The following is a 22,888-nucleotide window of genomic DNA, read 5'->3' as shown; positions in this document are numbered from 1 at the left end:
AGAACGCTTCTAGTGACACCGTCACACGATGACGCATCTTTATTTCTATCACGCGCTTTTACGCTTCGGCAGGACACAAAAGTGAACATGCCTTTCCTATAGGACTGTTAAACTACTAGCAAAGGTGTTTCTCTGCGTCAGTTCCACTGGCGCCGTTTTCTGAGCAATGCAAGGGCCGCTTTATGATTACACTTGACGGCAACGCCGCCGTTGCCTCAGTGGCGTTTCGCACTAGCGAAATTATCGCCATTTATCCCATTACGCCCAGTTCTACTATGGCAGAACAGGCCGATGCCTGGTCTGGCAATGGCGTAAAAAATATCTGGGGTGATACGCCTCAGGTGGTTGAAATGCAGTCTGAGGGCGGCGCCATTGCCACGGTGCACGGCGCGCTGCAGACCGGTTCGCTTTCGACGACGTTTACGTCATCTCAGGGATTATTGTTAATGATCCCGACGCTCTATAAGCTGGCGGGGCAACTGATGCCTTTTGTCCTGCACGTCGCGGCGCGTACCGTTGCAACGCACGCGCTCTCGATTTTCGGCGACCATTCTGACGTAATGGCCGTTCGTCAAACCGGATGTGCCATGCTGTGCGCCAGCAGCGTTCAGGAAGCCCAGGATTTTGCGTTAATTTCGCAAATGGCATCGCTAAACAGCCGGGTCCCTTTTATTCATTTCTTTGACGGTTTTCGCACTTCGCATGAAATTAATAAAATCATGCCGCTGTCAGACGATACCCTGCGTGAATTAATGCCGCAAACGGCTATCGACGCGCACCGCGCCCGGGCATTAAACCCGGAACATCCAACTATTCGCGGCACATCAGCCAACCCGGATACCTATTTCCAGTCTCGTGAAGCAACCAACCCCTGGTATAACGCGGTTGAAAATTACGTTGAACAGGCAATGGACGACTTTGCCGCAGCGACCGGTCGCCAGTATCGCCCATTTGAATATTATGGCCACCCGCAGGCTGAACGCGTCATGGTATTAATGGGTTCGGCCATCGGCACCTGTGAGGAAGTCGTGGAACACCTGCTTGCTCAGGGTGAAAAAGTGGGCGTGCTAAAAGTGCGGCTATTTCGGCCATTCTCCGCCCGGCGCCTGCTGGCAGAATTACCGCAAAGCGCGCGCAGTATCGCCGTTCTGGATAGAACTAAAGAACCTGGCGCGCTTGCTGAGCCGCTTTATCTGGATGTGATGACCGCGCTGGCTGAAGCGTTTTCGTGCGGGGAACGGGAAATTATGCCGCGCGTAATCGGCGGCCGCTATGGTCTGTCGTCTAAAGAATTCGGTCCAGAATGTGCCCTTGCGGTATTCAACGAATTACGCGCTGAAAGCCCCAAACCACGCTTTACGGTTGGGATTTATGACGACGTGACGAATTTATCCCTGCCCCTGCCAGAGAACACCCTGCACTCCGGCGCAAAACTGGAAGCGCTTTTTTACGGGCTGGGTAGCGATGGCACCGTCTCTGCCACCAAAAACAATATTAAAATTATCGGCAATGCTACCCCCTGGTACGCGCAGGGCTACTTTGTTTACGATTCCAAAAAGGCAGGCGGACTGACGGTGTCGCATTTACGCGTCAGCGAACATCCTATTCGTTCCGCTTATCTGGTCCATCAGGCCGATTTCGTCGCCTGCCACCAGCTTCAATTTATTGATAAATATCAGATGGTGGAGCACCTGCGCCCGGGCGGAATTTTCCTGCTTAACTCCCCGTATGAGCCTGACGAAGTATGGGCGCGTCTACCCCAGGAAATGCAGGCAGAACTGCGGGCAAGAAAGGCGCAATTCTGGGTCATTAATGCAACGCGCATTGCCCGTGAATGCCAGCTAGGCGCCCGTATTAATACCGTAATGCAGATGGCGTTTTTCCACCTTACCGGGATAATGCCCGGTGACAGCGCCCTGCAGGAACTTCAGGGCGCTGCAGCGCGGAGTTACAGCAGCAAAGGCCAGGAGCTGGTTGAGCGTAACTGGCAGGCGCTGGCGCTGGCGCGCGAATCATTAAGCCAAATAGCGCTTGGTGAAGTTTGTGCCGACAGTCATCATATGCCGCCGGTGGTCGCAGATGCGGCTCCGGACTTTGTTAAAACGGTGACCGCAGCGATGCTCGCCGGGCTCGGCGATGCGCTGCCGGTTTCCGCTCTGCCGCCTGATGGCACCTGGCCGACGGGCACCACGCGCTGGGAAAAACGCAATATCGCTGAAGAAATCCCCATCTGGAAACCGGATATTTGTACCCAGTGTAATCACTGCGTCGCCGCCTGCCCTCACGCCGCCATTCGCGCCAAAGTCGTCGAACCTGAAGCGATGGAAAACACACCCGCATCGTTACAATCACTGGATGTTAAATCCCGGGATATGCGCGGCCAGAAATACGTGCTTCAGGTCGCACCGGAAGACTGTACCGGTTGTAACCTGTGCGTGGAGGTTTGCCCGGCCAAAGACCGGCAGGATCCGAGTATTAAAGCAATTAATATGATGTCCCGGCTGGAGCACGTTGAAGAAGAGAAAGTTAATTATGCTTACTTCCTCGATCTGCCGGAAATGGACCGCAGTAAGCTTGAGCGTATTGATATCCGCACCTCGCAGCTTATTACGCCGCTATTTGAGTATTCCGGCGCCTGCTCGGGCTGCGGAGAAACGCCGTACATTAAACTGCTGACCCAGTTGTGGGGCGATCGTATGCTGGTCGCGAACGCCACGGGATGTTCATCAATTTACGGCGGTAACCTGCCCTCTACGCCGTGGACAACCGATAAACACGGGCGCGGTCCGGCATGGGCGAATTCGCTGTTTGAAGATAATGCGGAGTTCGGGCTGGGTTTCCGTCTGTCTACCGATCTGCACAAATCGCGCGTACAGCGCCTGCTTGAGGCTACGGCGAGCGAGCTTCCAGCGGATATCGTTGAGGCGCTGCGCACCGCCGACGTTCCCGTTGAAGCGCGGCGCAGCCAAATCGCCCGCCTGCGTGAAGCGCTAAGTACCATTGACTCACCGCAGGCGCGTGAGCTGGCCAGCGATGCTGATGCCCTGATAGATAAGTCTATCTGGCTTATCGGCGGCGACGGCTGGGCTTATGATATTGGCTACGGCGGCCTTGACCATGTTCTGAGTTTGTCAGAAAACGTGAATGTCCTGGTGCTGGATACGCAGTGTTACGCCAATACCGGCGGCCAGGCATCCAAGGCGACGCCGCTCGGCGCCGTGATGAAATTTGCCGGCGAAGGCAAGCGTAAAGCGCGGAAAGATTTGGGCGTGAATGTCATGATGTATGGCCATGTTTACGTCGCGCAAATTTCAATCGGCGCCCAGTTAAATCAGGCCGTGAAGGCCATTCAGGAGGCCGAAGCATGGCCCGGGCCGTCGCTCATTATCGCCTATAGCCCCTGCGTGGAACACGGTTACGATTTGGCGCTAAGTCACGATCAGATGCGCCAGCTCACCGCGACCGGATTCTGGCCGCTATATCGCTACGATCCGCGCCGGGCAGAAACTGGAAAACCGCCGCTGTCGCTCGACTCACGCCCGCCTTCTGCCGCACTGGAAGAGACGCTGATGCATGAGCAGCGCTTCCGGCGCCTGAATGTTCAGCAGCCGGAAATTGCGGAGCAGCTGTGGAAAGACGCCGCTGCAGACCTGCAAAAACGTTATGATTTCCTTGCAATGCTGGCCGGGAAAACAGAAAAAACCGCCGAATAGGGATAACGTTTGGATTAATATCTGGCGCCCGTTTACGGGCGCTTTTTTTATGAGCGATGTCAAGGCATTGCACCTTGAATTACCACGCCCCCCATTAAACCCCCCGTAAGCCGCACGCCAAAGCGCAGGTGCTTGCAACTCTCCCTTCAGGCGCAGCATCGATATGTTTTACGACTACCTGTCTGCCGTTTTACGGCGATACAGAAGCAGCAGCCCGATAGCCAGCCAAATGCCGCCCGCCGCCAGCGCCGTCAGATGCATATGAAGTAGCACCGGCAGTAGTACCAAAATACCGATAACCGGCATTGCGCCGCAGGCAACGAGGGCAGCACTATCCCGCCGACGCTGTTTCACTAAAAAATAGCCAATCACCGCAGCGTGCAACAATATAAATCCGCAAATGGCACCTACATCAACGAAAGACACGAGCAGTGACAGGCCATCGCTCAGTAAGGCGGCAAACACCGCCAGTAAGGCGTTCACACACGCGGCCGCCAACACCGCCGCAGCCGGGAGGCCGCTACGGCCCTGAATCTGACTTAAGCGGGCGGGCAATGTTCCTTCTCGTGACATACTGAATAATAAACGCCCGGCTGCGGCCTGGCCTATCATGGCTGAAAACGCAGCGCCAATCGCTTTAATTCCCGCCAGCGCCTCACCAAGCCAGGGCGCGATAGCGTCGCTGACCATGACATAGAAGGCCTTTCCCTGTAATTCCGGCTGCAGCCTCAGTGTCTCGCTGTCCCAGGTACTAAGTAACGCACCCAGCCACGTTTGGGCAATAAACAATCCGCCAGCCAGTATCAGGCACCACAGCGTAGCCTTACCGGGTTTATCCTTACCGCCCTGATTTTCTTCCGCGAAAGTTGAAATGGCGTCAAAGCCCAGATAAGAAAGCACGGCTACAGATACGCCGCCGAACACCGCAGCCTGGCTGAGGCCACCATCGCCGGTGAAAGGGGACCAGAGCGGCCGCTGAATACCCTGATGCCAGATAACCAACAGTCCACCGAGCAACACCAGGGCAAGTACAATGACCTCCACGACAAGAACCGTCATTGTAATGCGCCGCGTTTTTTGCAAGCCGGTCAGATTTAACGCCGTTGTGATAATCACTGCAGCCAGCGTCCAGCCCCATATCGGAATAGCCGGTATGAGCGCATTAAGCGAAATCCCGCTAAATAAGTAAGCTACAGCGGGAATAAAAAGATAGTCGAGCAAAATAACCCAGCCCGCAATAAACCCGGCAGACGCACCAATTCCGACGCGCGCATAGGCATAGACCGCCCCGGCGCTTGGAACCACACGCGACATAAGCGCATAAGACCAGGCCGTAAACCCCATCACGATTGTGGCAATCAAATAGACCAGCGGCACCACCCCGCCGCTTTGCGCATCGAGTGTACCAAACAGCCCAACCGGCGCTGCCGGCCCGATGAAAAGCAACCCAAGAATGACTAAATCACGCATACGTAAAGAACGAGCCAGTGCCATTGTGTGTTCCGCCGTTCGTTTTAAAGCGCTGCTCCAGTTTTATTTTGAACAGCAATCATTGCTGGCATTCAGTATGGTTTCCCGCCAGCAACTTCACGCTATCAAAGCCGATAAAATCGGGAAAGCATCTTTTGTCAATTTTTATCTAAATGCGATGCGAGGCGGAAAAATGGGCAGAAAAGCCTTATTCCACGCGCTTTCCCGAGAATCTTCATTAGGCTTTGCCGCACCGAGGCTAACAGTTTGCAGCAATTTTAAACAAGTGGGGGGAATCCCCCCGCTCGCTGTCGCAGCGTTTCAGCCGTTTTGATTTACAGTCTTCTTTTATCCGGCTTGACCGAAATATTTCAGTCACCAATTCACACATGAACAAGGGAAACGTTATGCGTAAACTGAAAACAGAAATGTGTCTTCTCGCCTTATGTCTGGGCGTTACGTTGCAGGCTGGTGCCGCACAAACCAGCGCCACGGAATGCCCGGTACCCGAGCTATCAACCTGCCCTGCGCCATTGGATAAACAGCTCCCCGATGTGAAAGATATGCTGACCTGGAATCAACAGCAGCGCGTTATCGGTTTTCGCAGCGATTATCGCTCTTATGAAGGCGATGTATTTAAAGCCGGTAAAGGTACACCGATCCCGGTACAAAAACGTAGTCTGGATAGCGCCACCTATAACTTCCACGGCCACAAATATAACCTCAACGATTATATCAAGCGTAATAGCGTAACCGGGATGATGGTTATTAAAGACGGTAAGGTCGCGTGGGATTATTACGGCAGCGGTAATACCAAAACCACGCTGTGGACATCACGTTCAGTCGGGAAATCGGTAGTTTCAACGCTGGTTGGCGCGGCGTTAAAAGAAGGTACAATCGCGTCGCTGGATGACGAGATTGTGAAATATAACCCGGACGTCCGCGGTACGGCCTGGGAACACGTTACCGTACGCCAGCTCCTCCAGCATACTTCCGGCGTTGAATGGAATGAGGATTATACTAATCCGAAGTCCGACTTTGCGCAGTTGACTCAGTGTGAAGCCAACGACGACACCTACGATTGCGTAAATAAGCTGATTAAAGACCCGGCGCGCAAGGCCTACGCTAAGCCTGGCGAAGCATGGTCCTATTCTTCCGGCGGCGCCTGGCTGTTGGGCGATACGCTAGAGAAGGCGACCGGAAAATCCCTGGCGCAAAATCTGCAAGAAAAAATCTGGCAACCTTACGGCATGATGCACGATGGCGTATGGCACAGCTATGAGAAAGGTAAACACGATGTCGGCGCGCACGGTTTCAACGCTACGCTTGAAGACTGGGGTAAATTCGGTCTGTTCATTATGAACAACGGCGTGCTGCCAGACGGCACCCAAGTTCTGCCGGATAACTGGGTACAGGATGCCCGTACCTGGAATACCGCCGATAAATCAGTCACCGCTGCGCACCCGGATGGTAGCTACGGCTATGAATGGTGGAACAACAGCGTGCCGGCTAACGCCGCCAAAGACGTTGGTCCTCAGCACGGAATGGAAAGCAAAGATACGATGTGGGCGCTTGGGATTTACGGCCAGATGATTGTCGTTAACCCGAAAGAGAAACTGGTTATCGTGCAGTGGTCTACCTGGCCAAAAGCAGAACCTTCTTTCAGCGCACAGCCGCTGGAATCAGCGTTGATGTTTAATGCGATCGCCAATACGCTGAAAAAATAATACGTTATCAGCATTGGCCCAGGCCTGGAGCTCGCTCCAGGCCTTTTTTATTGCCAACTGAAAACCACGTCCTGTGGGCGTGGTCATCAACAGGTTCTGGCTCTGCCCTGTTGTTTTGGGCTTTAAATCTCATAAGTCTGGCAGAGACTTTTTTTAAGGAATTTGGTATGCCCCTCTGGGGCATCAAAACAATAACGCCTTCTATGGCGGCGGATTTTTACTGTCGACGGTGAAATCTACCGCTGCTCCGGCTAGCTTCGCTGCCCGTTTTATATTGTTATTTGCCAGCGTGCGAGACTTAGCGTATTCATCGCACCAGATATAAATCCTATTTTATTTATATAGTACGCGTGTACCTGCTTTGAAAATTAACAGTCAATAACCCTATGCCGGCGTTTATTAATTTCGCTCCAATCTCCGTCCGGCGGCGGCGGCCCGTTATAAGGAACATTAATTACACACTTGCGTGCCGGTTTAATGGCCTTTTGCTGAGGGGAATGGCTGTGGCAAGCCGTCAGCAAAAGAACCAGCATCATGACGCTTTTTTTGTCCATTGAGTACGCCCTTTCATTTAATAAACAGTGGATAAACAAGCCCAGCCTGCTCTAACGACACCTACAGTGCCAGAATGAGTCTGGCTCCCGCGTTATCCTTTGTGTCATAAGGCTAAACGGGATTTTAGTCACTGTAAACGTAGGTTGTTTATTGATGTTTATATGCAAGTAAGTTCTAATTCCACGTGCACAGGAAGATATTTCTGACCGCTCTCAGGCCATGACGCCACCGACGGCAGCTAGCGCCAGCGTAATACCCGGATGTCAGGCATTATAATTTACACATTTAATTAAAGTTCGTTAAGGCTCTTTCCTATATTGAATGTCATATATTTTGCGGTGGAAACATTACCCCGTTCGATATCATCCGATAAATTACGAATAAAATAACTGATATCGTCACAGTGCTGATTATCAGGTAAATCCACAAATCGGTAATTCCACCACTGTAATCTTATAAGTTCAGAAATAATGTCCTGAGGAAAACGGTATTTTATGACTTTTGCCGGAACTCCTGCCACGATGGAATACGGAGGAACATTTTTGGTTACAACCGAGTTAGCCGCAATTACCGCTCCGTCACCAATGATAATATTTCCTTTTAATACAGCATCATCCCCAATCCAGACATCATTTCCTATTTCCGGATATCCAATGCACGTAGCGTAGGGTTTTATCTGCCATTCTTTCCCCATTATCGCGGCGATATGCGTAAAATCATTGCGATACGTCAGCGTGCTGGTAGTGAAGCGATCAAGAGGATGCTGCCCTCCCATCACTTTTACGCCGCCCGCGATACTGCAATAACGCCCTATCTTCACTCCGTTCGGCAAATAACAGGCTGGCTGTGAAAAAGCACCGACAGAGCAAAAGCTGCCGGCGGGCATTCGGGCGTACTCTTCAACGTACACTTCACCTTTAATTCTTATTTTATCTCCACGCCTGAAGATATATCTATTACGTGGTCGGTAAACGCCTTTTACCCGTCCGCCGTGTCTAAGCCAGATATGATGGTCCATAAGAAATTCGTCGTGGCTCTTTTTCCATCTAAAAATATACTCTTTGCCGGAAGGTACCATCTCAACCTCAAAAATATGTTTTACTCTAATGCAGTTACCTGGCCAATTTAATGGAATCAGACCTTCGTCTTATCGCATCGATTTTCGTTGCATTAAATTATTATTACTGAGTGCATTCCACAGCCACTTGCCGCTATGGCCAGTATTAACGATACTCAATGTCGCTAATAATACAGGGTTAAATCACGGCCTTGAAACAAGCTTATAGGCATTAATTGTAATACATGCATGATAATTTATTTCACGATTGCGTTACGATATTAATCTGCCAGTCTGACAGCGCGCGGCTGAACAGGTTCAATATAGTGATTTAAACTCAACGTACGGTGATTTTTGCGGCATTGCTACTATTTCAGCAGATCTCAACTGCTGGCTAAATCTCATATCCCATTACTGGTTGCCTACATAGACAAACACGCAGTGGGATATCAGTATAAATTCAATCCCCTTCGGGCCAGGATTTAAAAGCCTATAAAGTCAAAACTAGCGCGTATTCGCTTCGGCATCGTCCTACGGCCAGAAAAATGCGCACGTTGCGGCAAAATATGCGCCGACATAAGTATAAGCACATCAACCAGTGCAAAACATGCTGGCATTCGGCGCCGTAATCCGTACCATAGCCGGCATGATTCACTCATCAGAGCCATCCTATTAGCCACACCTTTTATGGTCCGCGCTGGCCATCGATGCCAGCATTACCGTTTGCGGGTCTGTAAGGTAAAGATGATACCCGAGAAAAGCGCCGGGCTGTTAAGCTCAATACACCTAACGCCATTGCGTCGGCATACCGCCTGTCAACATGCCAGTTTCAGCTTCAGAGATAGTGTAAAATGCAATTAGATCAAAGCAGTACTCAAAAAGAAAAATATAACCTCAATAAACTGCAAAAGCGGCTACGTCGCAACGTCGGCGAAGCAATCGCCGATTTCGGCATGATAGAAGAAGGCGATCGTATTATGGTTTGCCTTTCTGGCGGGAAAGACAGTTATACCATGCTGGAGATCTTGCGTAATCTTCAACAAAGCGCGCCGGTCAACTTTACTCTGGTCGCCGTTAATCTGGATCAGAAGCAGCCGGGCTTTCCGGAGCACGTGCTACCGGAGTACCTTAATGCACTGGGCGTTGAATATAAGATTGTTGAAGAAAATACCTACGGAATCGTTAAGGAAAAGATTCCAGAGGGAAAAACGACCTGCTCTTTATGTTCGCGTTTACGACGCGGAATTCTATATCGAACCGCCAGTGAATTGGGTGCGACTAAAATCGCCCTTGGCCACCATCGGGATGATATTCTGCAGACCCTGTTTTTGAACATGTTTTACGGCGGAAAAATGAAAGGGATGCCGCCAAAACTGATGAGCGACGACGGCAAACATATTGTGATCCGCCCGCTGGCGTACTGTCGGGAAAAAGATATCGAACGCTTTGCCGCGGCAAAAGCTTTTCCCATCATTCCTTGTAACCTGTGCGGATCTCAGCCAAATTTACAGCGCCAGGTCATTGGCGAAATGCTTCGTGACTGGGATAAGCGCTATCCCGGGCGCATAGAAACAATGTTTAGCGCAATGCAAAATATTGTCCCCTCACATTTGTGCGACGGCGATCTTTTTAATTTCAGAGAGATAACCCACGGTAGTGACGTTATCGAAGGCGGTGACCTGGCTTTTGATCGCGAAGACATTCCTGCACAACCCGTTGGCTGGCGCAAAGAGCAATCTGATGATGAACCGGCCTACGTTCAGCGGCTGGATATAATCGAAATTAAATAAGCCCCCGCTCTTTCTCCATGAATACGGCTGCAACGCCGCTTAGCATTCGGGCAAATAGCTCTCAAAGACGCCAGCCGGCCGGCAGGCGTCTCTCCCTCATTTTGCATACGGCGGCGGATCGAGAATAGGATCGGGATCTATCGGTGGTTCCGGTATGGGCTGCGGATGTGGGATAGGCTCTGGAATTGGTACCGGATCGGTCGGTATAGGGTCACTCATTTGCATTAACATAGCTCCTCCCGCGATTATCATCAGTTAAGCTGTATTAAGCATAGGAGCTGGAACGTCATTGAGGCAAAAAAAAGCCGACTTTTTAAACAAAGCCGGCGTCGTACGAATCAATTGTGCTATGCAGTAATTCAAAAAAAGGAAGTAAGACAATATGGAGCACAACGTCCATCGCTTGACGTTGCATTCACCTGCATTGGGATATTGCCGCGAAGCCCCGCCAGGCTTATTGACCCCGATCAGTTTTTCACGATTTTCCACCCCTAAAGTGGCAGGTAATCCTATAGTTTTACAGCCATTTACCCCGCCGTAACCACCAGATAACACCGACCATGAGCGCAACCAGCACTATACAGAAGACCCCAAAGCCATAGTGCCACACGCTGCCCGGGATCCCCCCCAAATTCACGCCAAATAAACCGGTGAGCAATGTGCTGGGCAGGAATACCATTGCCATCACGGACATCATATAAGAGCGACGAGCCAGCGACTCCTGGGTTATCTGTGCGATTTCGTCAGCCATTACGCCGGTGCGCGCAATGCAGGCATCGATTTCATCTAACCCTCGCCCCAGCCTGTCGGCAATATCCTGCATGCGCCGCCGTTCATCTTCATCCATCCAGCCTAGCCGTTCACTGGCAAGCCTGGCGTAAACGTCACGCTGCGGAGCCATATAGCGACGCATAACAATAAGTTGTTTACGAATTAATGCCAGCGCACCGCGCGGCGGTACCTGCTGGTCGAGAAGGTCATCCTCAAGATCCATTATCTTGTCATGCAGGCCTTCTATAAACTCGCTGGCGCGATCGGTTAACGCATCGCAGACTTCAACCAGCCAGCTACCGCTAGTTTTTGGCCCCGAGCCTTCATTAAGATCGTTTATCACATCATCCAGCGCCAGCACTTTGCGGCGGCGCGTTGTTACAATCAGATGTGCGTCAATATACAGCCTTAACGCCACCAGGTTTTCAGGGCGCTCATTCGTGCTGGCATTAATACAGCGTAGCGTGATTAGTGTTCCTTCCCCCTGGCGGGAAACACGTGGGCGATTACTTTCTCCAGCCAGCGCATCACGGGCACCGGAAGGAATTAACGGGGTACTGGCCAGCCAGTCCGCGCTTTCAGGCTGCGTGTAATCCAGATGAAGCCAGCAGGGATGTACAGCATCAATGACATCGTCCTGAGCCAACTCTCTGGCGCTGCCGTCGCCGTTCAGACGCCAGGCAAAAACGGCATCAGGCACGCGTAGCTGCTCTCCGCTGATATTATCCACTGTCCCCCCTTACAGCTAAGAATCGTGGTATTAGTCTAGCTTTCTCAGTGGGTTAAGCAACTATTAACACCAATATTCATTGCAGGAGTTGATTTGCGAGAAAAGTTTAACGCAACTGACTGTCTTTAGAACCACGCCGGTTATAGCCAGAAAAACGGGCCTGCTGTTTGTCCAGCGTCTCCTGACATTTAACGCACAGCCGTACACCCGGTATCGCCACGCGCCGTGCTTCAGGGATAGTTTCACCGCATTCATCGCAATATAGGAGGCTTTCCCCTTTAGGAATAGCGCTCCGCGCGCGCGATACCGCATCCTGAACCGTGCTCTCAATTTGGTCATGCACCGCCCCGTCAGAGGCCCAGCCGGAAGCCATAGCATCTTCTCCTGTACATAAAATCAACAATATTATTATGGGGGCGCTGCTTTCTTATTCAACCTGTTTTGAAGAATATTTCTGAACCAGCAAACATATGCGTATGCAGAGAGGGGAGAGGGGAAAATAGAAATCACAACCAAAAGGCGCTCTACTGAGCATTCATTTAGCCTGCGAATTATCATTGTAATATTATGAGTAAACCGCACTATAGTGATGACACTTGACCAACGCCACATGTGTGCCTGTTACTGCATCAAACTAAAATTACAGGCGCAAACCCTTCAGCCTATTATTTTTATAACTAATTTCTTCTTTATTTATACGGATGATGAGCTAATTTCATAACCGCGTGATTACCTGTGAATGAGCGTGCCAAATAGTGACGGTGTAAGTTCACAAACGGGCGTATAGCAAATAAATAAGTGAATACCCTGGCATGCGAAGGGTTTTAGCGCACTGCTCGCGTAATGCAAATATTAGCGGAGAAACGTCATTACAGGCGTGCAGAAAACAAAAAACCCGGCACAGACCGGGTTTTTAATAAACGCAGAGTATTATTAACTACGCACTTTGCGATAGATGACCAGGACCACCAGCGCGCCGATAACGGCAACAATAAAGCTTCCGAAATTAAAGCCATCCACTTTACCAAAGCCCAGTAGCGTGCTTATCCAGCCGCCGACGACCGCACCGATAATTCCCAGCACAACGGTCATGATAAAACCACCGCCGTCTTTGCCAGGCATGATCCATTTAGCCAAAATACCCGCAATTAAACCAAAGATAATCCAGGAAAGAATACCCACTGTTTCCTCACTTCATTTTCCATTTACATCAACAGGGTTAAACGCAGTTTTCACTACGTTAATGTGAACGTTAGCACAGCATACGCAGAACGCCAATTGCTAATGCTCCGCTAAAGCCACTCAGATAGTACTTTCCACTTATTTGGATGCAAAATAACCTATAAGATAGGATATAAGAATAATTTACCAGTAAAATAACCTAACATTTAGGTCTCCAGCAACAGGTTAATCGACTATTCGCTTTTGCATTCCAGGTGTTACCGCCTCTCACGTTATGCTTTCCTAAAATAGCGAATTCCAGAATATATGATTTCTAAAAATGCCTGATTCACTCCCTTTTTCTATTCACTCTTCCACTTTTCGGGTATTGATTTTACCGAATATTTTTACCTAAACCGGTTATTTGCGCTGAATCACACGCTACGTTTTCAATAATGTTTGGACTTAGAGAATATCTGGCAACAATTAACGCCATCTGCTATCGTAAGCTTGCCGTTAACCATGCAAAAAAGAGGGAATATGAATAACTATTCAGGACTTTTACAGGTTATAAAATTGCGGGTGTGTAAAAATAACAGAATTGCAGAAAATACACTGAATAATAAAGACGACCAGGCCTATGCGGTCTGGCACCGAATTGCGCAAATCTATACACTTGAATGCGTGCTGCATGAATACCGTAAAACAAACGCTACGCGCTTTGTGCCACTGGAGAACGAAAAAGCCCTACACCACATGATATTGAGTAAAACTAACTGGATACTTTCAGAGATTAAATCGCTGTCATTTAATGAATGTATTTTTGTTATTGCTGATAAGCTTACAAAAGAGCATATGTCGCCTGAGGCCTTCCAGTACATAGATTCTCTGGGCCTGCCTGCCTGTAGCTACCCGCTGGATGATTTTTCAGAAGCAGACTGGGCGCCGGGCGAAAACGCCGCTTTTTTTAAAACGCTTGTCGCTTAATTGTTATTTAACTCTGGTGCGGCATCCTTTATCTAAATAACGATTACGGATGCCGCGCGTTCGGCCTGCCACCTGACCTTGTATAATTTCAGCATGAATAACGGCGCGCAGGCCAGAAAACAGTCAGTCGCTTAATTCCAGCGCTGCGTTTGAGTAATGCCATTATTTGCTAAAGGTGCCTTTAATTGACGGCATCCACGCCTAACGCCGCCCCCCATCATGCTTGATCACGTAGAGCATTCTGCTATAGGCCACATCTTCTGGGTTATCAATAGGATATCCGCGAACCCAGGGCTTGATGAGTCTCGCGTTAGTATATTGATAAATAGGTGCCACTGGCGCCCGGCTGAGTAAAATATTCTCGGCGATGTTATAGGCCCGATTACGCGCTGCATCCAGGCTTTCACTACCGGCTTTCGCCAGCGCAGCATCATAGGCATCATCATGAAAACGCGCGATATTACCGCTGTGGCTGGAGGTTAATAGGGATAAAAAGCTGGATGCCTCATTGTAATCACCAACCCAGGAAGCGCGTATCACATCAAAATCGCCGCTATTACGACTATCGAGGTAAGTTTTCCACTCCTGGTTGCGAAGCTTTACGCGAACACCTAGATTTTTCTTCCACATTGAGGCTACGGCAATCGCAATCTTTTGATGGTTCTCAGAAGTGTTATACAGCAGTGATAACTCAAGCGGGCGCTGCGGTCCGTATCCTGCGGCCTGGAGTAACGTTTTTGCCTGCGCGTTCAGTTCAGCCTGCGGCGTCGTCTCCAGCGGTGAACGCTCTGGCGAAAAACCCGCGGTAACATCGGGCGTGAAATGCCAGGCTGGCTTTTCGCCGGTACCTAAGACTTTTTGCGCAACAATGCGCCGGTCAATCGACATGGTTAATGCCTGGCGTACCCGCACATCCGCAGTTGGCCCCTTTTGGGTATTAAATGCATAATAATAGGTTCCCAACTGAGGCGGTGTGTGGACCTGCCGGGGGATTTCTTTCAATAACTTATGGTAGAGGTTTTTCGGAAACGACTCGGTAATGTCAATATCACCTGCCAGGTAGCGTTTAGTTGCCGCCGACTCTTGGTTCACGGGCACAAAAGTGACGCGCTGCAGGACTGTTTTTGCATTGTCCCAATACTGCCGATTGGGCGTCAGGACCAACTTTTCATTTACCACGCGTTCACGCAATACAAATGCGCCGTTCCCGACGAGCTGCCCCGGCGCTGTCCAGCTTTGACCAAAGCGCGCCAGGTTCGATTCCCTCACAGGAAACAGTGCCGCATTGGCTGCCAGAGAGGGAAACCAGGGTACAGGCCGTTCCAGCTGAACGCGTAGCGTCGTATTATCCAGCGCGCTAACGCCCAGGCTTTCCAACGCCATATTGCCTTTCGCGATCGCGAAAGCATTTTTAATGCCCGCCAGCGCAGCAAACCATGCAAACGGCGAGGCGGTCTGTGGATTAACCAATCGGCGCCAGCTATAAACGAAATCCTGTGCTGTCACCGGAGAGCCATCCGACCAGCGCGCATCTTTACGCAGTTTAAAAGTCCAGATACGGAAATTATTGCTATGCCAGCTTTCAGCAACGCCCGGCGCAGGCTTTCCGTGGGCATCTTCATTGACCAGGCCTTCAAATAAATCGCGAATCACCTGAATTTCCGGCAATCCTACCGCCTTAGCCGGGTCCAGGGAGACGGGTTCATCTTTTAAATGCCTAACCACATCCTGCCGCGCATCCAAAACTACCCCGGCGGGAAGCTCGGCCGCAAGGCTAAGAGGCTGCCAAAAAATAATTAATGTTATAACGCAGGAAGAGAGAATATATGGCTTCATAGCGCGCCTTAAGCCTTTATTGCCGCAGCGAAAAGAGAGCGCTAATAACAACAGACAATGCCCGTAAAATCAATTAATGGCATCAAGGCTGGCGGCTTTTGTCATCCCGGATACTTCATAAAAAACGACGTTAATCATATTCAGCCGTTAATGTAACCCTGTTTGTTGAAAGACAGCGGGAGTAATGCGCAGGAAGCGCGCTATCGACGCGCCAGAATTCAGGATCTTCTGTTCAAATCACCTGCTTTTAGCACTTTTTCTCACTGTATGGAAAGCCACCGGCATCAACACAGGTACACATTGAAAAATATCGGGCACCAGCGGGAAAAGCCTTTACTGGCGCCGGTATTCAGGCGTTTTATACTCTAACCAATCCCGAAGGAAATAACAGCGGCGGCTCGACATCTACTTCAAGCCAGCCAGGCCCGTCAATATCAAGATAATCGGCCCAGGGCGCCAGCGGTAACGACGCAGCGGCGCAGCGCGAGGTACAGGGCCCCGTACTCACTTTAATGCGCAACTCCCGTTCACGCGCGGCGTAGGCTAACGCCAGCGCTTCCGTCAGGCCACCGCATTTGCCAAGTGAAATATCAATGGCTTCGTAGCGTCCTTCCAGCGCCTTTAGGCTACCGCGCGAGTGGCAGCTGGCATCGGCGCATATTGGCAGAGGATGCACAAAGCACTCCAGCGCCGCGTCATCGAAGGCCCCCAGCGGCTGAATTAATAATGCGACGTGGAGATCGGCCAGCAGCTGGCAGCGCGCGGCAAGCCCTTCCGCACGCCAGGATTCCCGTGCGTCGACCAGCAGCGTGGCATCGGGCACCGCTTCACGTATAGCAACCATTCTTTCGCTAATCAGGCGTTCATCGAGCTGGACACATAGCGCGCGCCGCCCCGCCTGCCAATAGCGCGCCGCCTGTTCTGCCATGATAGACGGAGTGTCAGGTAACAACGTCTTCGCCAGCGGGTACTCTCCACGCTCACATTCAAGGTATTCAACGAGCGTCATATTTTTTTTACGCGCCGCCAAATCCCACAGCGCGCAATCAATTACGGCACGGGCCGCGCCTGGAGGCAATATTTGCTGCAGGCGCTCGCGTGCCAGCCCTTTCTCGATATCGGGTAAGATAACGCCAATTTGCGCCATCACCGATGCACAGCTCTCTCCAAAGCGCCGGTTCGGCGCCGCTTCGCCGCAGGCGAGTATCCCGTCTTCTTCAATCTCCATTACCACGAGATCTACCTCACGTTCATCCTCGCCAGGCGCCAAACCAGCCTTGCGCAGCGGCCAGGTCTCCCGGAAAATACGCACACGCCTCATTACTCTTCCCCCACTGCGTTTTTCTGAGTATAAACATCATTGTTTTCACATTTTGGTATTAATTGATTAAATGTTGGAATACACTGATGAACGCGTTAAACATGTGTAAACAGGAAGATAATTATGGCTCAATCTGTACATTTCCAGGGCAACCCTGTCTCCGTCGCCGGCAGTTTTCCTCAAACCGGCAGCACCGTAAAGCCCTTCACCCTGGTGTCCAGCGATCTGTCCGACGTTTCGCTGACGCAATTTGCAGGCAAGCGTAAGGTCCTGAATATTTTCCCCAGCGTCGATACCGGCGTATGCGCCACTTCAGTACGTAAATTTAACCAACTTGCGGCCCAGATGAACAACACCGTCGTGCTGTGTATTTCCGCCGACCTGCCCTTCGCGCAGGCGCGTTTTTGCGGTGCCGAGGGGCTTGAAAACGTGGTTATGCTCTCTACGCTGCGCAATCCAGAGTTTCTGCATGATTATGGCGTTGCTATTGAAGACGGCGCGCTCAGAAGTTTGGCTGCGCGCTCAGTTTTGGTTCTTGATGAAGATAACCGCGTGATATTCAGCCAACTGGTGGATGAAATCACCCACGAACCGGATTACGACGGTGCGCTGGCAGCGTTAAAAGCCTAATCGAAATGCGTGCGGCACATTGAGGCCGCACCAATAATACTTAGCGCCACGTCTTATTTAACTGATACTCCAGTCTACTTTCTTCATTCGCTATTTAAACCCGCCTCTTGATTAAATTATTATTACCTTCATTGTTTTCTTTTAATAATCTATCGATAATGAGCAATTTCACATAAAAATAAGTGACGCCTTATTCCCATTAAACATACAATCTATAAACAATAAAATAAACTTATTTAATTAAAAAATAAACTTTAATGTTTTTTTTAAAAATAAAACGCTATCAGATATTTTTCATACATGGAGTATTACTTAGTAACATCTGGGTAACCTCTATTAGCCACGCTGCATCTGCAAATGAAGCCATTAATCAGGTTGAGCAGGATAAAGCTCGTAAAAAAGCGCTAACTCCAGACAGTACGGCCTTAAATTCTCGACGTTTCTTTCATAAAGATATCGAGGTTATTATTCCGACTGAGACGCCCTGTTTTACGATAAATGGAATTTCTATCGAAAACAATAATCAATATTTTAAAACACAATTCTTACAACCTATATTAAGGCAGGTAGAAAACCACTGCCTTGGAAAAGAAGGCATCCATAATTTAGTTGATGCTCTTCAGAATTCACTCATCACTCAGGGGTTTATTACCTCACGTATTTATATTCCAAACCAGGATCTGCGGGATAGGCATCTTATATTGCAATTGCAACCGGGCATCATTGGGAACATCAGATTATCAGCACCGGGCGCGCGTCGCATCACTTTTGCGAATACACTGGCCTTCAAGCACAACGATATTCTTAACCTGCGTGATTTAGAGCAAACCTCAGCGAATTTACAGCGCATACCCGGTAGCTCCGCTAAAATACATCTTCTGCCCGGCGCCCGAGAGGGAGAAAGCGATATTGTTCTCAGCCGCACTCAGGAGAAAGACTGGCAGCTCACCGGCTGGCTTAACGACGCAGGCAGCCGCTATAGCGGGCGCTATAACGCCGGTACCGCGCTCTACCTATATAACCCAACGACGCTGAATGATATGGCCTACGTTTCTGTTGGTCACGACCTGTTATATCACAATGGCGATAAAGGAAATAAAAACGCCAGCCTGTGGTACTCCATCCCCTGGGAGTACTGGTGGCTGGAACTTTATGCCAGTCGCAGTCAGTATCACCAGCCACTTAAAGGCGGCTATTTTCAGTGGCGTTATCAAACCCGATATCGATATTACAGCGCTGAACTTAGTCGCACGCTTTCGCACACGGCAAATCAGACCACCAGCGCCGGGGTAAAAATTTTTAGGGGCACCTCGCGCGCCAGCCTTGAAGGCACCGACCTGCAGGTAATGCGTAAAGAAAATCCGGGCTGGAAAATTACCTTCCAGCATCAGCATCGTTTTCCAAATGCAGGCACATTAACCACTCTTGGCTTTCAAAATAGGCTTCCCTGGCTGGAACACGACTCCACGCCAGAGCGGCGGGCTGGGTTTATTAGTCGCCAGGCGCGTATTATTACTTTTAATACTCAGGCGTTAATTAATTTATCCGGTTCCTTGGCGCAATTTAGTTATGCACCGGAATTTAATTTACAGATTTCTCCGGATAGATTAACGATGCAAAATAAATTTTCTATCGGAAATCGCTGGACCGTTCGCGGCTTTGATGGCGAGAGAAATATGACTCAAAATCAGGGATGGTACTGGCGTAATACGCTTAACTGGAATATCCCGGAAAGCCAACAGCAACTTTATTTAGGACTGGACGTTGGCCGTATTATTAGTAATAGCGATGATGGTTATTCCGGAAGAGTATTAGCGGGAAGCACAATAGGATTACGCGGTGAGAAGTGGCAAACCCATTATGATATTTTTGCAGGTGCGCCATTAATAAAACCATCAACATTTATTAATGATGACCTCGTACTCGGTTTTTCTTTGCAATGGAACCTCAGGAGGTAAATAAATACTATACAGCATCAGGATGTAACATGGCGTTTATATAATTAATTAAAGGAATAATATTATGTTCAAATTTAAAAAAAACTGGCTAATGCTAATTAGCATTATCAGCACCACCGCGGCGTTTGCCGATCCCATCAGTTATATACACGGCAGCGGCGCCACCGTAGTTGATGTTAATGCCCCGAATGCCAGCGGCCTATCGCACAACCAGTATCAGAATTTTAATGTCTCTGGAAAAGGGCTTATTCTGAATAATAGTGACACAACCAGCGTTACCCATGTCGGGAACGTTGCCGGAAACCGTAATATGGCCGCTGGCCCTGCCAGCGTCATTCTGAATGAAGTTGTTTCCAGCAATCGCAGTATGCTCAATGGCTTTATTGAAGTCGCCGGACAAAAAGCCGATGTTATTGTTGCAAACCCTAACGGCATTACCTGCTCCGGATGTAGTTTCGTAAATGCCGGCAACGCTACGCTAACTACCGGGGCCGTGGTTAAAAATGCCGATGGTTCGCTAAAAGGGCTGGAAGTGCGTAGCGGCGATATCCTTATCGATAATGGTGGGTTGAACAACGCGAAAAACTATGCCGCGATACTGGCAAAAGCTATCAAGATTAACGGAGTGGTGCAGGCCGGTGCCGTACGCGCTTCCGCAGGACAGTTTGATTACGACACCTCAACGGGCGCCGTAACATCGCTTAATAAAGACGGCTGGGAATTATTTGGCCCGCAATACGCCATTGATGTGACACAGCTTGGCGGTATTAGCGCCAACAGCATCGAACTGATCGGCAATGACATCGGCCTTGGCGTGCATAACAAAGGTAAACTAGCGGCCACTAACGATATCCGCATTACCAGCAGCGGCGTGCTTATGAATGAAGGCGCGATTGAGGGTCCTGGCGTGCTGGTCCAAAGCTCCGGCGGCGGATTAACAAATCAGGGAACGATTACCGCAGGCATGCTGGTGGTACAAGGGATCAACACCTCTGATATTGGCGCAGTGACGAATAACGGCGTGATCCAAACCAATCAGGCGGATATCTCAGCAGGCCAGTTTACTCAGAGTAAAAAAGGTGAATTAAGCGCGTCGAGCCTGGCTAAAGTCGGTGCTCAAAGCTTTACCAACGCGGGTAAGATCCAGGGCACACAGGTGGATATCGTCAGCAGCAGCGACCTGAATAACTCTGGCGTCATTGCCGCTGCGGCCTTACTTAACGCTTCTGCCCTGAATAATATGAACAACAGCGGTATGATGGGCTCAAACGGTACGGCTAATCTTATCGCCGGCAACAAACTGGCCAATAAAGGAAGCTGCTTCCTGTGGTCTTGTACCTCAGGTACGCTTCAGGCGGAAACCATTAATATTGTTGCCCCAAACATGAAAGAAATTAATGAGATAGGTGGACAAATCATCACAAATTCGCTGCATTTCAATAATCAAAACATCCCGCTTAAATAAGCGGACTTCCCGGCGTCTGGCATAGGCCGGCGCCGGTTTTGTCGCTATGCGTCACCGCCTCGACGCTGCCCTAGCCCGTACTCACGCAGTTTATTGGCAATTGCGGTATGCGATACCCCAAGGCGTTTCGCGAGCTTACGCGTGCTTGGATAAGCGCGATAAAGCTGAACCAGCACCGATCGCTCAAAACGGCGAGTGATATCATCCAGCGAACCTTCCAGCGCTTCATCCCCCACGCTCAGCGCCGCCGAGTCAAAATCCGGCAGCGGCAAATCCTGGGCACGCAGTTCAAAACCCTCAAGCTGCGTCAGCGCGCTGTAAATCGCATTCTTAAGCTGACGCACATTCCCAGGCCAGCCGTAACGCGTCAGAGTCGCAGCGAGAGAGGCACCCAATTTCGGGCGCGCCATGCCCTGCTCGTCAGCAAAGCGCGCCACAAAAAGTTCCGTTAGTGGCATAATATCCTGTAGGCGGTCCCGCAGCGGCGGCAAATTCAGCGTCAGAACATTAAGGCGATAGTAGAGATCCTCGCGGAACACTCCTTTTTGTACCAGATCCACCAGATTCTTTTGTGTCGCACAAATGACGCGCACATCTACGTGAATTTCCCGGTCTTCACCCACGCGGCGAAAGGTACCGTCGTTCAAAAAACGCAGCAGTTTAGTCTGCATGCGCGGCGACATCTCACCAATTTCATCCAGTAAAACCGAACCTCCGTTCGCTTGTTCAAAAAAACCTTTCTTACCATCCGGCGCGTGGCCGAATAATTCGCTTTCAACGGCATCTTCCGGAATAGACGCGCAGTTCAGCGCAAGCCAGGGCTGCTGCGCGCGCGGGCTGGCCAAATGGCAGGCATGCGCCAGTAAATCTTTGCCCGTGCCCGTATCGCCAACAATGAGCAGCGGCGCGCTTAAAGAGGCGATTTTCCGCGCCTGCTCTACCACGTGGCGCATTTTGGGGCTTACCGCCACGATTTGGCTGAATGCCTCTACATCCACCGCGTTGAGCTCCTGAAGCTGGCGCCCCATTTTGGCCGTCGAGCGCAGCATCACTACCGCGCCTATCGGTGCGGCAACGCCCTCTTCATCTTCCAGCCGCACCGGCGTGACTTCCATCAGGAAGTTCTGCCCGCCAATAGCAACGTGATGGGTACAGGAGTGCTGCGGCTCTTCCTCCAGCCAGCGGACAAAGTTAAAGCCGCTAATCAGCGCCCCCGCATTTTGCCCGGACAACCGCTCAGCGGGCTGCGCGAATAGCGCACGGCAGGCCGGATTAACCCGCTCAATACGGCTCTTCGTGTCCAGAGAGAAAACCGGCTCGGGCAGTGCCTCAAGCAGCGCGCTTAAAGCGCGGTGCTCTCGTTCGGAAGGCATCCAGGCAATGGTTCGTACATCAATAACATCGGGAATACGACGAATTTCAGCCATTAAACTGCTGAACGTCGCGAAATCAAGCGAAGAAAAATTAAGATAGATAATGCGCCCAACGGGATCGATATCAATACCGCGCAAATCGATTCCGCGCAGCACCAGTAAATCGAGCAGCTCACGGGTCAGGCCGAGTCGGTCCTGACAAAACACTTCCAGACGCATGGGTGATATGTACTCCGCAAAGACGACAACGAGCCGGAATAATACCTCAGATAGCGGCGCCTCAGAAGCAGTCTGTCAACAATTATTGACAGTTGCGGAAAACACCGGCGCCGCCGTAGGCCAAT

Annotated in this window: 17 protein-coding genes; 7 read left to right on the top strand and 10 right to left on the bottom strand. The window is 50.4% G+C overall.

Features of this window, described 5'->3' with window-relative positions:
- Window positions 1-182: 182 nt before the first annotated feature.
- Window positions 183-3,713: a pyruvate:ferredoxin (flavodoxin) oxidoreductase gene (gene nifJ, locus SFA31_RS14350; RefSeq protein ID WP_322838593.1), complete on the top strand. Its 3,531-nt coding sequence runs from the start codon at window positions 183-185 to the stop codon at window positions 3,711-3,713.
- Between the two features lie 174 nt (window positions 3,714-3,887).
- Here the strand turns inward: nifJ and SFA31_RS14345 are convergent, their stop codons facing one another.
- Window positions 3,888-5,207 (bottom strand): APC family permease, encoded by a 1,320-nt coding sequence (locus SFA31_RS14345; RefSeq protein WP_322838592.1) that lies wholly within the window; start codon window positions 5,205-5,207, stop codon window positions 3,888-3,890.
- Between the two features lie 383 nt (window positions 5,208-5,590).
- Here SFA31_RS14345 and SFA31_RS14340 point away from each other — a divergent pair, with 383 nt between their 5' ends.
- On the top strand, window positions 5,591-6,910 hold the full coding sequence (locus SFA31_RS14340) for a serine hydrolase (RefSeq protein ID WP_322838591.1): 1,320 nt from the start codon (window positions 5,591-5,593) through the stop codon (window positions 6,908-6,910).
- Between the two features lie 368 nt (window positions 6,911-7,278).
- Here SFA31_RS14340 and SFA31_RS14335 read toward each other — a convergent pair whose 3' ends face one another.
- Entirely contained in the window at window positions 7,279-7,464 is a 186-nt protein-coding gene (locus SFA31_RS14335; RefSeq protein WP_322838590.1) for a hypothetical protein, read from the bottom strand.
- 290 nt (window positions 7,465-7,754) lie between these two features.
- The gene (locus tag SFA31_RS14330; protein WP_322838589.1) at window positions 7,755-8,483 is read right to left on the bottom strand and encodes a CatB-related O-acetyltransferase; all 729 of its coding nucleotides are present in this window, start codon (window positions 8,481-8,483) and stop codon (window positions 7,755-7,757) included.
- 890 nt (window positions 8,484-9,373) lie between these two features.
- On the opposite strand from SFA31_RS14330, the gene ttcA reads away from it, so the two are divergent.
- Window positions 9,374-10,312: a tRNA 2-thiocytidine(32) synthetase TtcA gene (gene ttcA, locus SFA31_RS14325; protein WP_322838588.1), complete on the top strand. Its 939-nt coding sequence runs from the start codon at window positions 9,374-9,376 to the stop codon at window positions 10,310-10,312.
- Between the two features lie 96 nt (window positions 10,313-10,408).
- On the opposite strand, the gene SFA31_RS14320 is transcribed toward ttcA, so the two are convergent.
- The 4 genes from SFA31_RS14320 to SFA31_RS14305 all read right to left on the bottom strand — a co-directional run bounded on the left by SFA31_RS14320 (window position 10,409) and on the right by SFA31_RS14305 (window position 12,995).
- On the bottom strand, window positions 10,409-10,537 hold the full coding sequence (locus tag SFA31_RS14320) for a hypothetical protein (RefSeq protein ID WP_322838587.1): 129 nt from the start codon (window positions 10,535-10,537) through the stop codon (window positions 10,409-10,411).
- 292 nt (window positions 10,538-10,829) lie between these two features.
- On the bottom strand, window positions 10,830-11,813 hold the full coding sequence (zntB, locus tag SFA31_RS14315) for a zinc transporter ZntB (protein ID WP_322838586.1): 984 nt from the start codon (window positions 11,811-11,813) through the stop codon (window positions 10,830-10,832).
- Window positions 11,814-11,919: 106 nt separating this feature from the next.
- Window positions 11,920-12,186 (bottom strand): DksA/TraR family C4-type zinc finger protein, encoded by a 267-nt coding sequence (locus SFA31_RS14310; protein WP_322838585.1) that lies wholly within the window; start codon window positions 12,184-12,186, stop codon window positions 11,920-11,922.
- A 560-nt stretch (window positions 12,187-12,746) separates the two neighbouring features.
- On the bottom strand, window positions 12,747-12,995 hold the full coding sequence (locus SFA31_RS14305; protein WP_322838584.1) for a GlsB/YeaQ/YmgE family stress response membrane protein: 249 nt from the start codon (window positions 12,993-12,995) through the stop codon (window positions 12,747-12,749).
- Window positions 12,996-13,514: 519 nt separating this feature from the next.
- On the opposite strand from SFA31_RS14305, the gene SFA31_RS14300 reads away from it, so the two are divergent.
- On the top strand, window positions 13,515-13,961 hold the full coding sequence (locus tag SFA31_RS14300) for an ECs1072 family phage-associated protein (protein ID WP_322838583.1): 447 nt from the start codon (window positions 13,515-13,517) through the stop codon (window positions 13,959-13,961).
- Between the two features lie 201 nt (window positions 13,962-14,162).
- On the opposite strand, the gene SFA31_RS14295 is transcribed toward SFA31_RS14300, so the two are convergent.
- A complete protein-coding gene (locus tag SFA31_RS14295) occupies window positions 14,163-15,797 on the bottom strand; it encodes a peptide ABC transporter substrate-binding protein (RefSeq protein WP_322838582.1) in 1,635 nt (544 codons plus the stop codon).
- Between the two features lie 358 nt (window positions 15,798-16,155).
- A complete protein-coding gene (gene ycjG / locus SFA31_RS14290; protein ID WP_322838581.1) occupies window positions 16,156-17,118 on the bottom strand; it encodes an L-Ala-D/L-Glu epimerase in 963 nt (320 codons plus the stop codon).
- Window positions 17,119-17,241: 123 nt separating this feature from the next.
- Here ycjG and tpx point away from each other — a divergent pair, with 123 nt between their 5' ends.
- The 3 genes from tpx (at window position 17,242) to SFA31_RS14275 (ending at window position 21,171) form a co-directional block, all read left to right on the top strand.
- Window positions 17,242-17,748: a thiol peroxidase gene (gene tpx / locus SFA31_RS14285; RefSeq protein WP_322838580.1), complete on the top strand. Its 507-nt coding sequence runs from the start codon at window positions 17,242-17,244 to the stop codon at window positions 17,746-17,748.
- A 257-nt stretch (window positions 17,749-18,005) separates the two neighbouring features.
- On the top strand, window positions 18,006-19,706 hold the full coding sequence (locus SFA31_RS14280; RefSeq protein WP_322838579.1) for a ShlB/FhaC/HecB family hemolysin secretion/activation protein: 1,701 nt from the start codon (window positions 18,006-18,008) through the stop codon (window positions 19,704-19,706).
- Between the two features lie 64 nt (window positions 19,707-19,770).
- Complete coding sequence (locus SFA31_RS14275) at window positions 19,771-21,171, top strand: filamentous hemagglutinin N-terminal domain-containing protein (RefSeq protein WP_322838578.1); 1,401 nt, start codon at window positions 19,771-19,773, stop codon at window positions 21,169-21,171.
- Window positions 21,172-21,215: 44 nt separating this feature from the next.
- On the opposite strand, the gene tyrR is transcribed toward SFA31_RS14275, so the two are convergent.
- The gene (gene tyrR, locus SFA31_RS14270; protein WP_322838577.1) at window positions 21,216-22,763 is read right to left on the bottom strand and encodes a transcriptional regulator TyrR; all 1,548 of its coding nucleotides are present in this window, start codon (window positions 22,761-22,763) and stop codon (window positions 21,216-21,218) included.
- Window positions 22,764-22,888 lie beyond the last annotated feature (125 nt).

Source organism: Erwinia sp. HR93, assembly GCF_034555055.1.
GTDB classification, from domain to species: Bacteria; Pseudomonadota; Gammaproteobacteria; order Enterobacterales; family Enterobacteriaceae; genus Apirhabdus; species Apirhabdus apintestini.
This window is presented reverse-complemented; position numbering and strand designations above follow the sequence as displayed.

What these genes read in the sequence shown, in the direction of transcription:
- nifJ (WP_322838593.1), top strand. Translation starts at nt 183, where the DNA reads ATGATTACACTTGACGGCAACGCCGCCGTTGCCTCAGTGGCGTTTCGC.
- SFA31_RS14345 (WP_322838592.1), bottom strand. Translation starts at nt 5,207, where the DNA reads ATGGCACTGGCTCGTTCTTTACGTATGCGTGATTTAGTCATTCTTGGG.
- SFA31_RS14340 (WP_322838591.1), top strand. Translation starts at nt 5,591, where the DNA reads ATGCGTAAACTGAAAACAGAAATGTGTCTTCTCGCCTTATGTCTGGGC.
- SFA31_RS14335 (WP_322838590.1), bottom strand. Translation starts at nt 7,464, where the DNA reads ATGGACAAAAAAAGCGTCATGATGCTGGTTCTTTTGCTGACGGCTTGC.
- SFA31_RS14330 (WP_322838589.1), bottom strand. Translation starts at nt 8,483, where the DNA reads ATGGACCATCATATCTGGCTTAGACACGGCGGACGGGTAAAAGGCGTT.
- ttcA (WP_322838588.1), top strand. Translation starts at nt 9,374, where the DNA reads ATGCAATTAGATCAAAGCAGTACTCAAAAAGAAAAATATAACCTCAAT.
- SFA31_RS14320 (WP_322838587.1), bottom strand. Translation starts at nt 10,537, where the DNA reads ATGCAAATGAGTGACCCTATACCGACCGATCCGGTACCAATTCCAGAG.
- SFA31_RS14310 (WP_322838585.1), bottom strand. Translation starts at nt 12,186, where the DNA reads ATGGCTTCCGGCTGGGCCTCTGACGGGGCGGTGCATGACCAAATTGAG.
- SFA31_RS14300 (WP_322838583.1), top strand. Translation starts at nt 13,515, where the DNA reads ATGAATAACTATTCAGGACTTTTACAGGTTATAAAATTGCGGGTGTGT.
- SFA31_RS14295 (WP_322838582.1), bottom strand. Translation starts at nt 15,797, where the DNA reads ATGAAGCCATATATTCTCTCTTCCTGCGTTATAACATTAATTATTTTT.
- ycjG (WP_322838581.1), bottom strand. Translation starts at nt 17,118, where the DNA reads ATGAGGCGTGTGCGTATTTTCCGGGAGACCTGGCCGCTGCGCAAGGCT.
- tpx (WP_322838580.1), top strand. Translation starts at nt 17,242, where the DNA reads ATGGCTCAATCTGTACATTTCCAGGGCAACCCTGTCTCCGTCGCCGGC.
- SFA31_RS14280 (WP_322838579.1), top strand. Translation starts at nt 18,006, where the DNA reads ATGTTTTTTTTAAAAATAAAACGCTATCAGATATTTTTCATACATGGA.
- SFA31_RS14275 (WP_322838578.1), top strand. Translation starts at nt 19,771, where the DNA reads ATGTTCAAATTTAAAAAAAACTGGCTAATGCTAATTAGCATTATCAGC.
- tyrR (WP_322838577.1), bottom strand. Translation starts at nt 22,763, where the DNA reads ATGCGTCTGGAAGTGTTTTGTCAGGACCGACTCGGCCTGACCCGTGAG.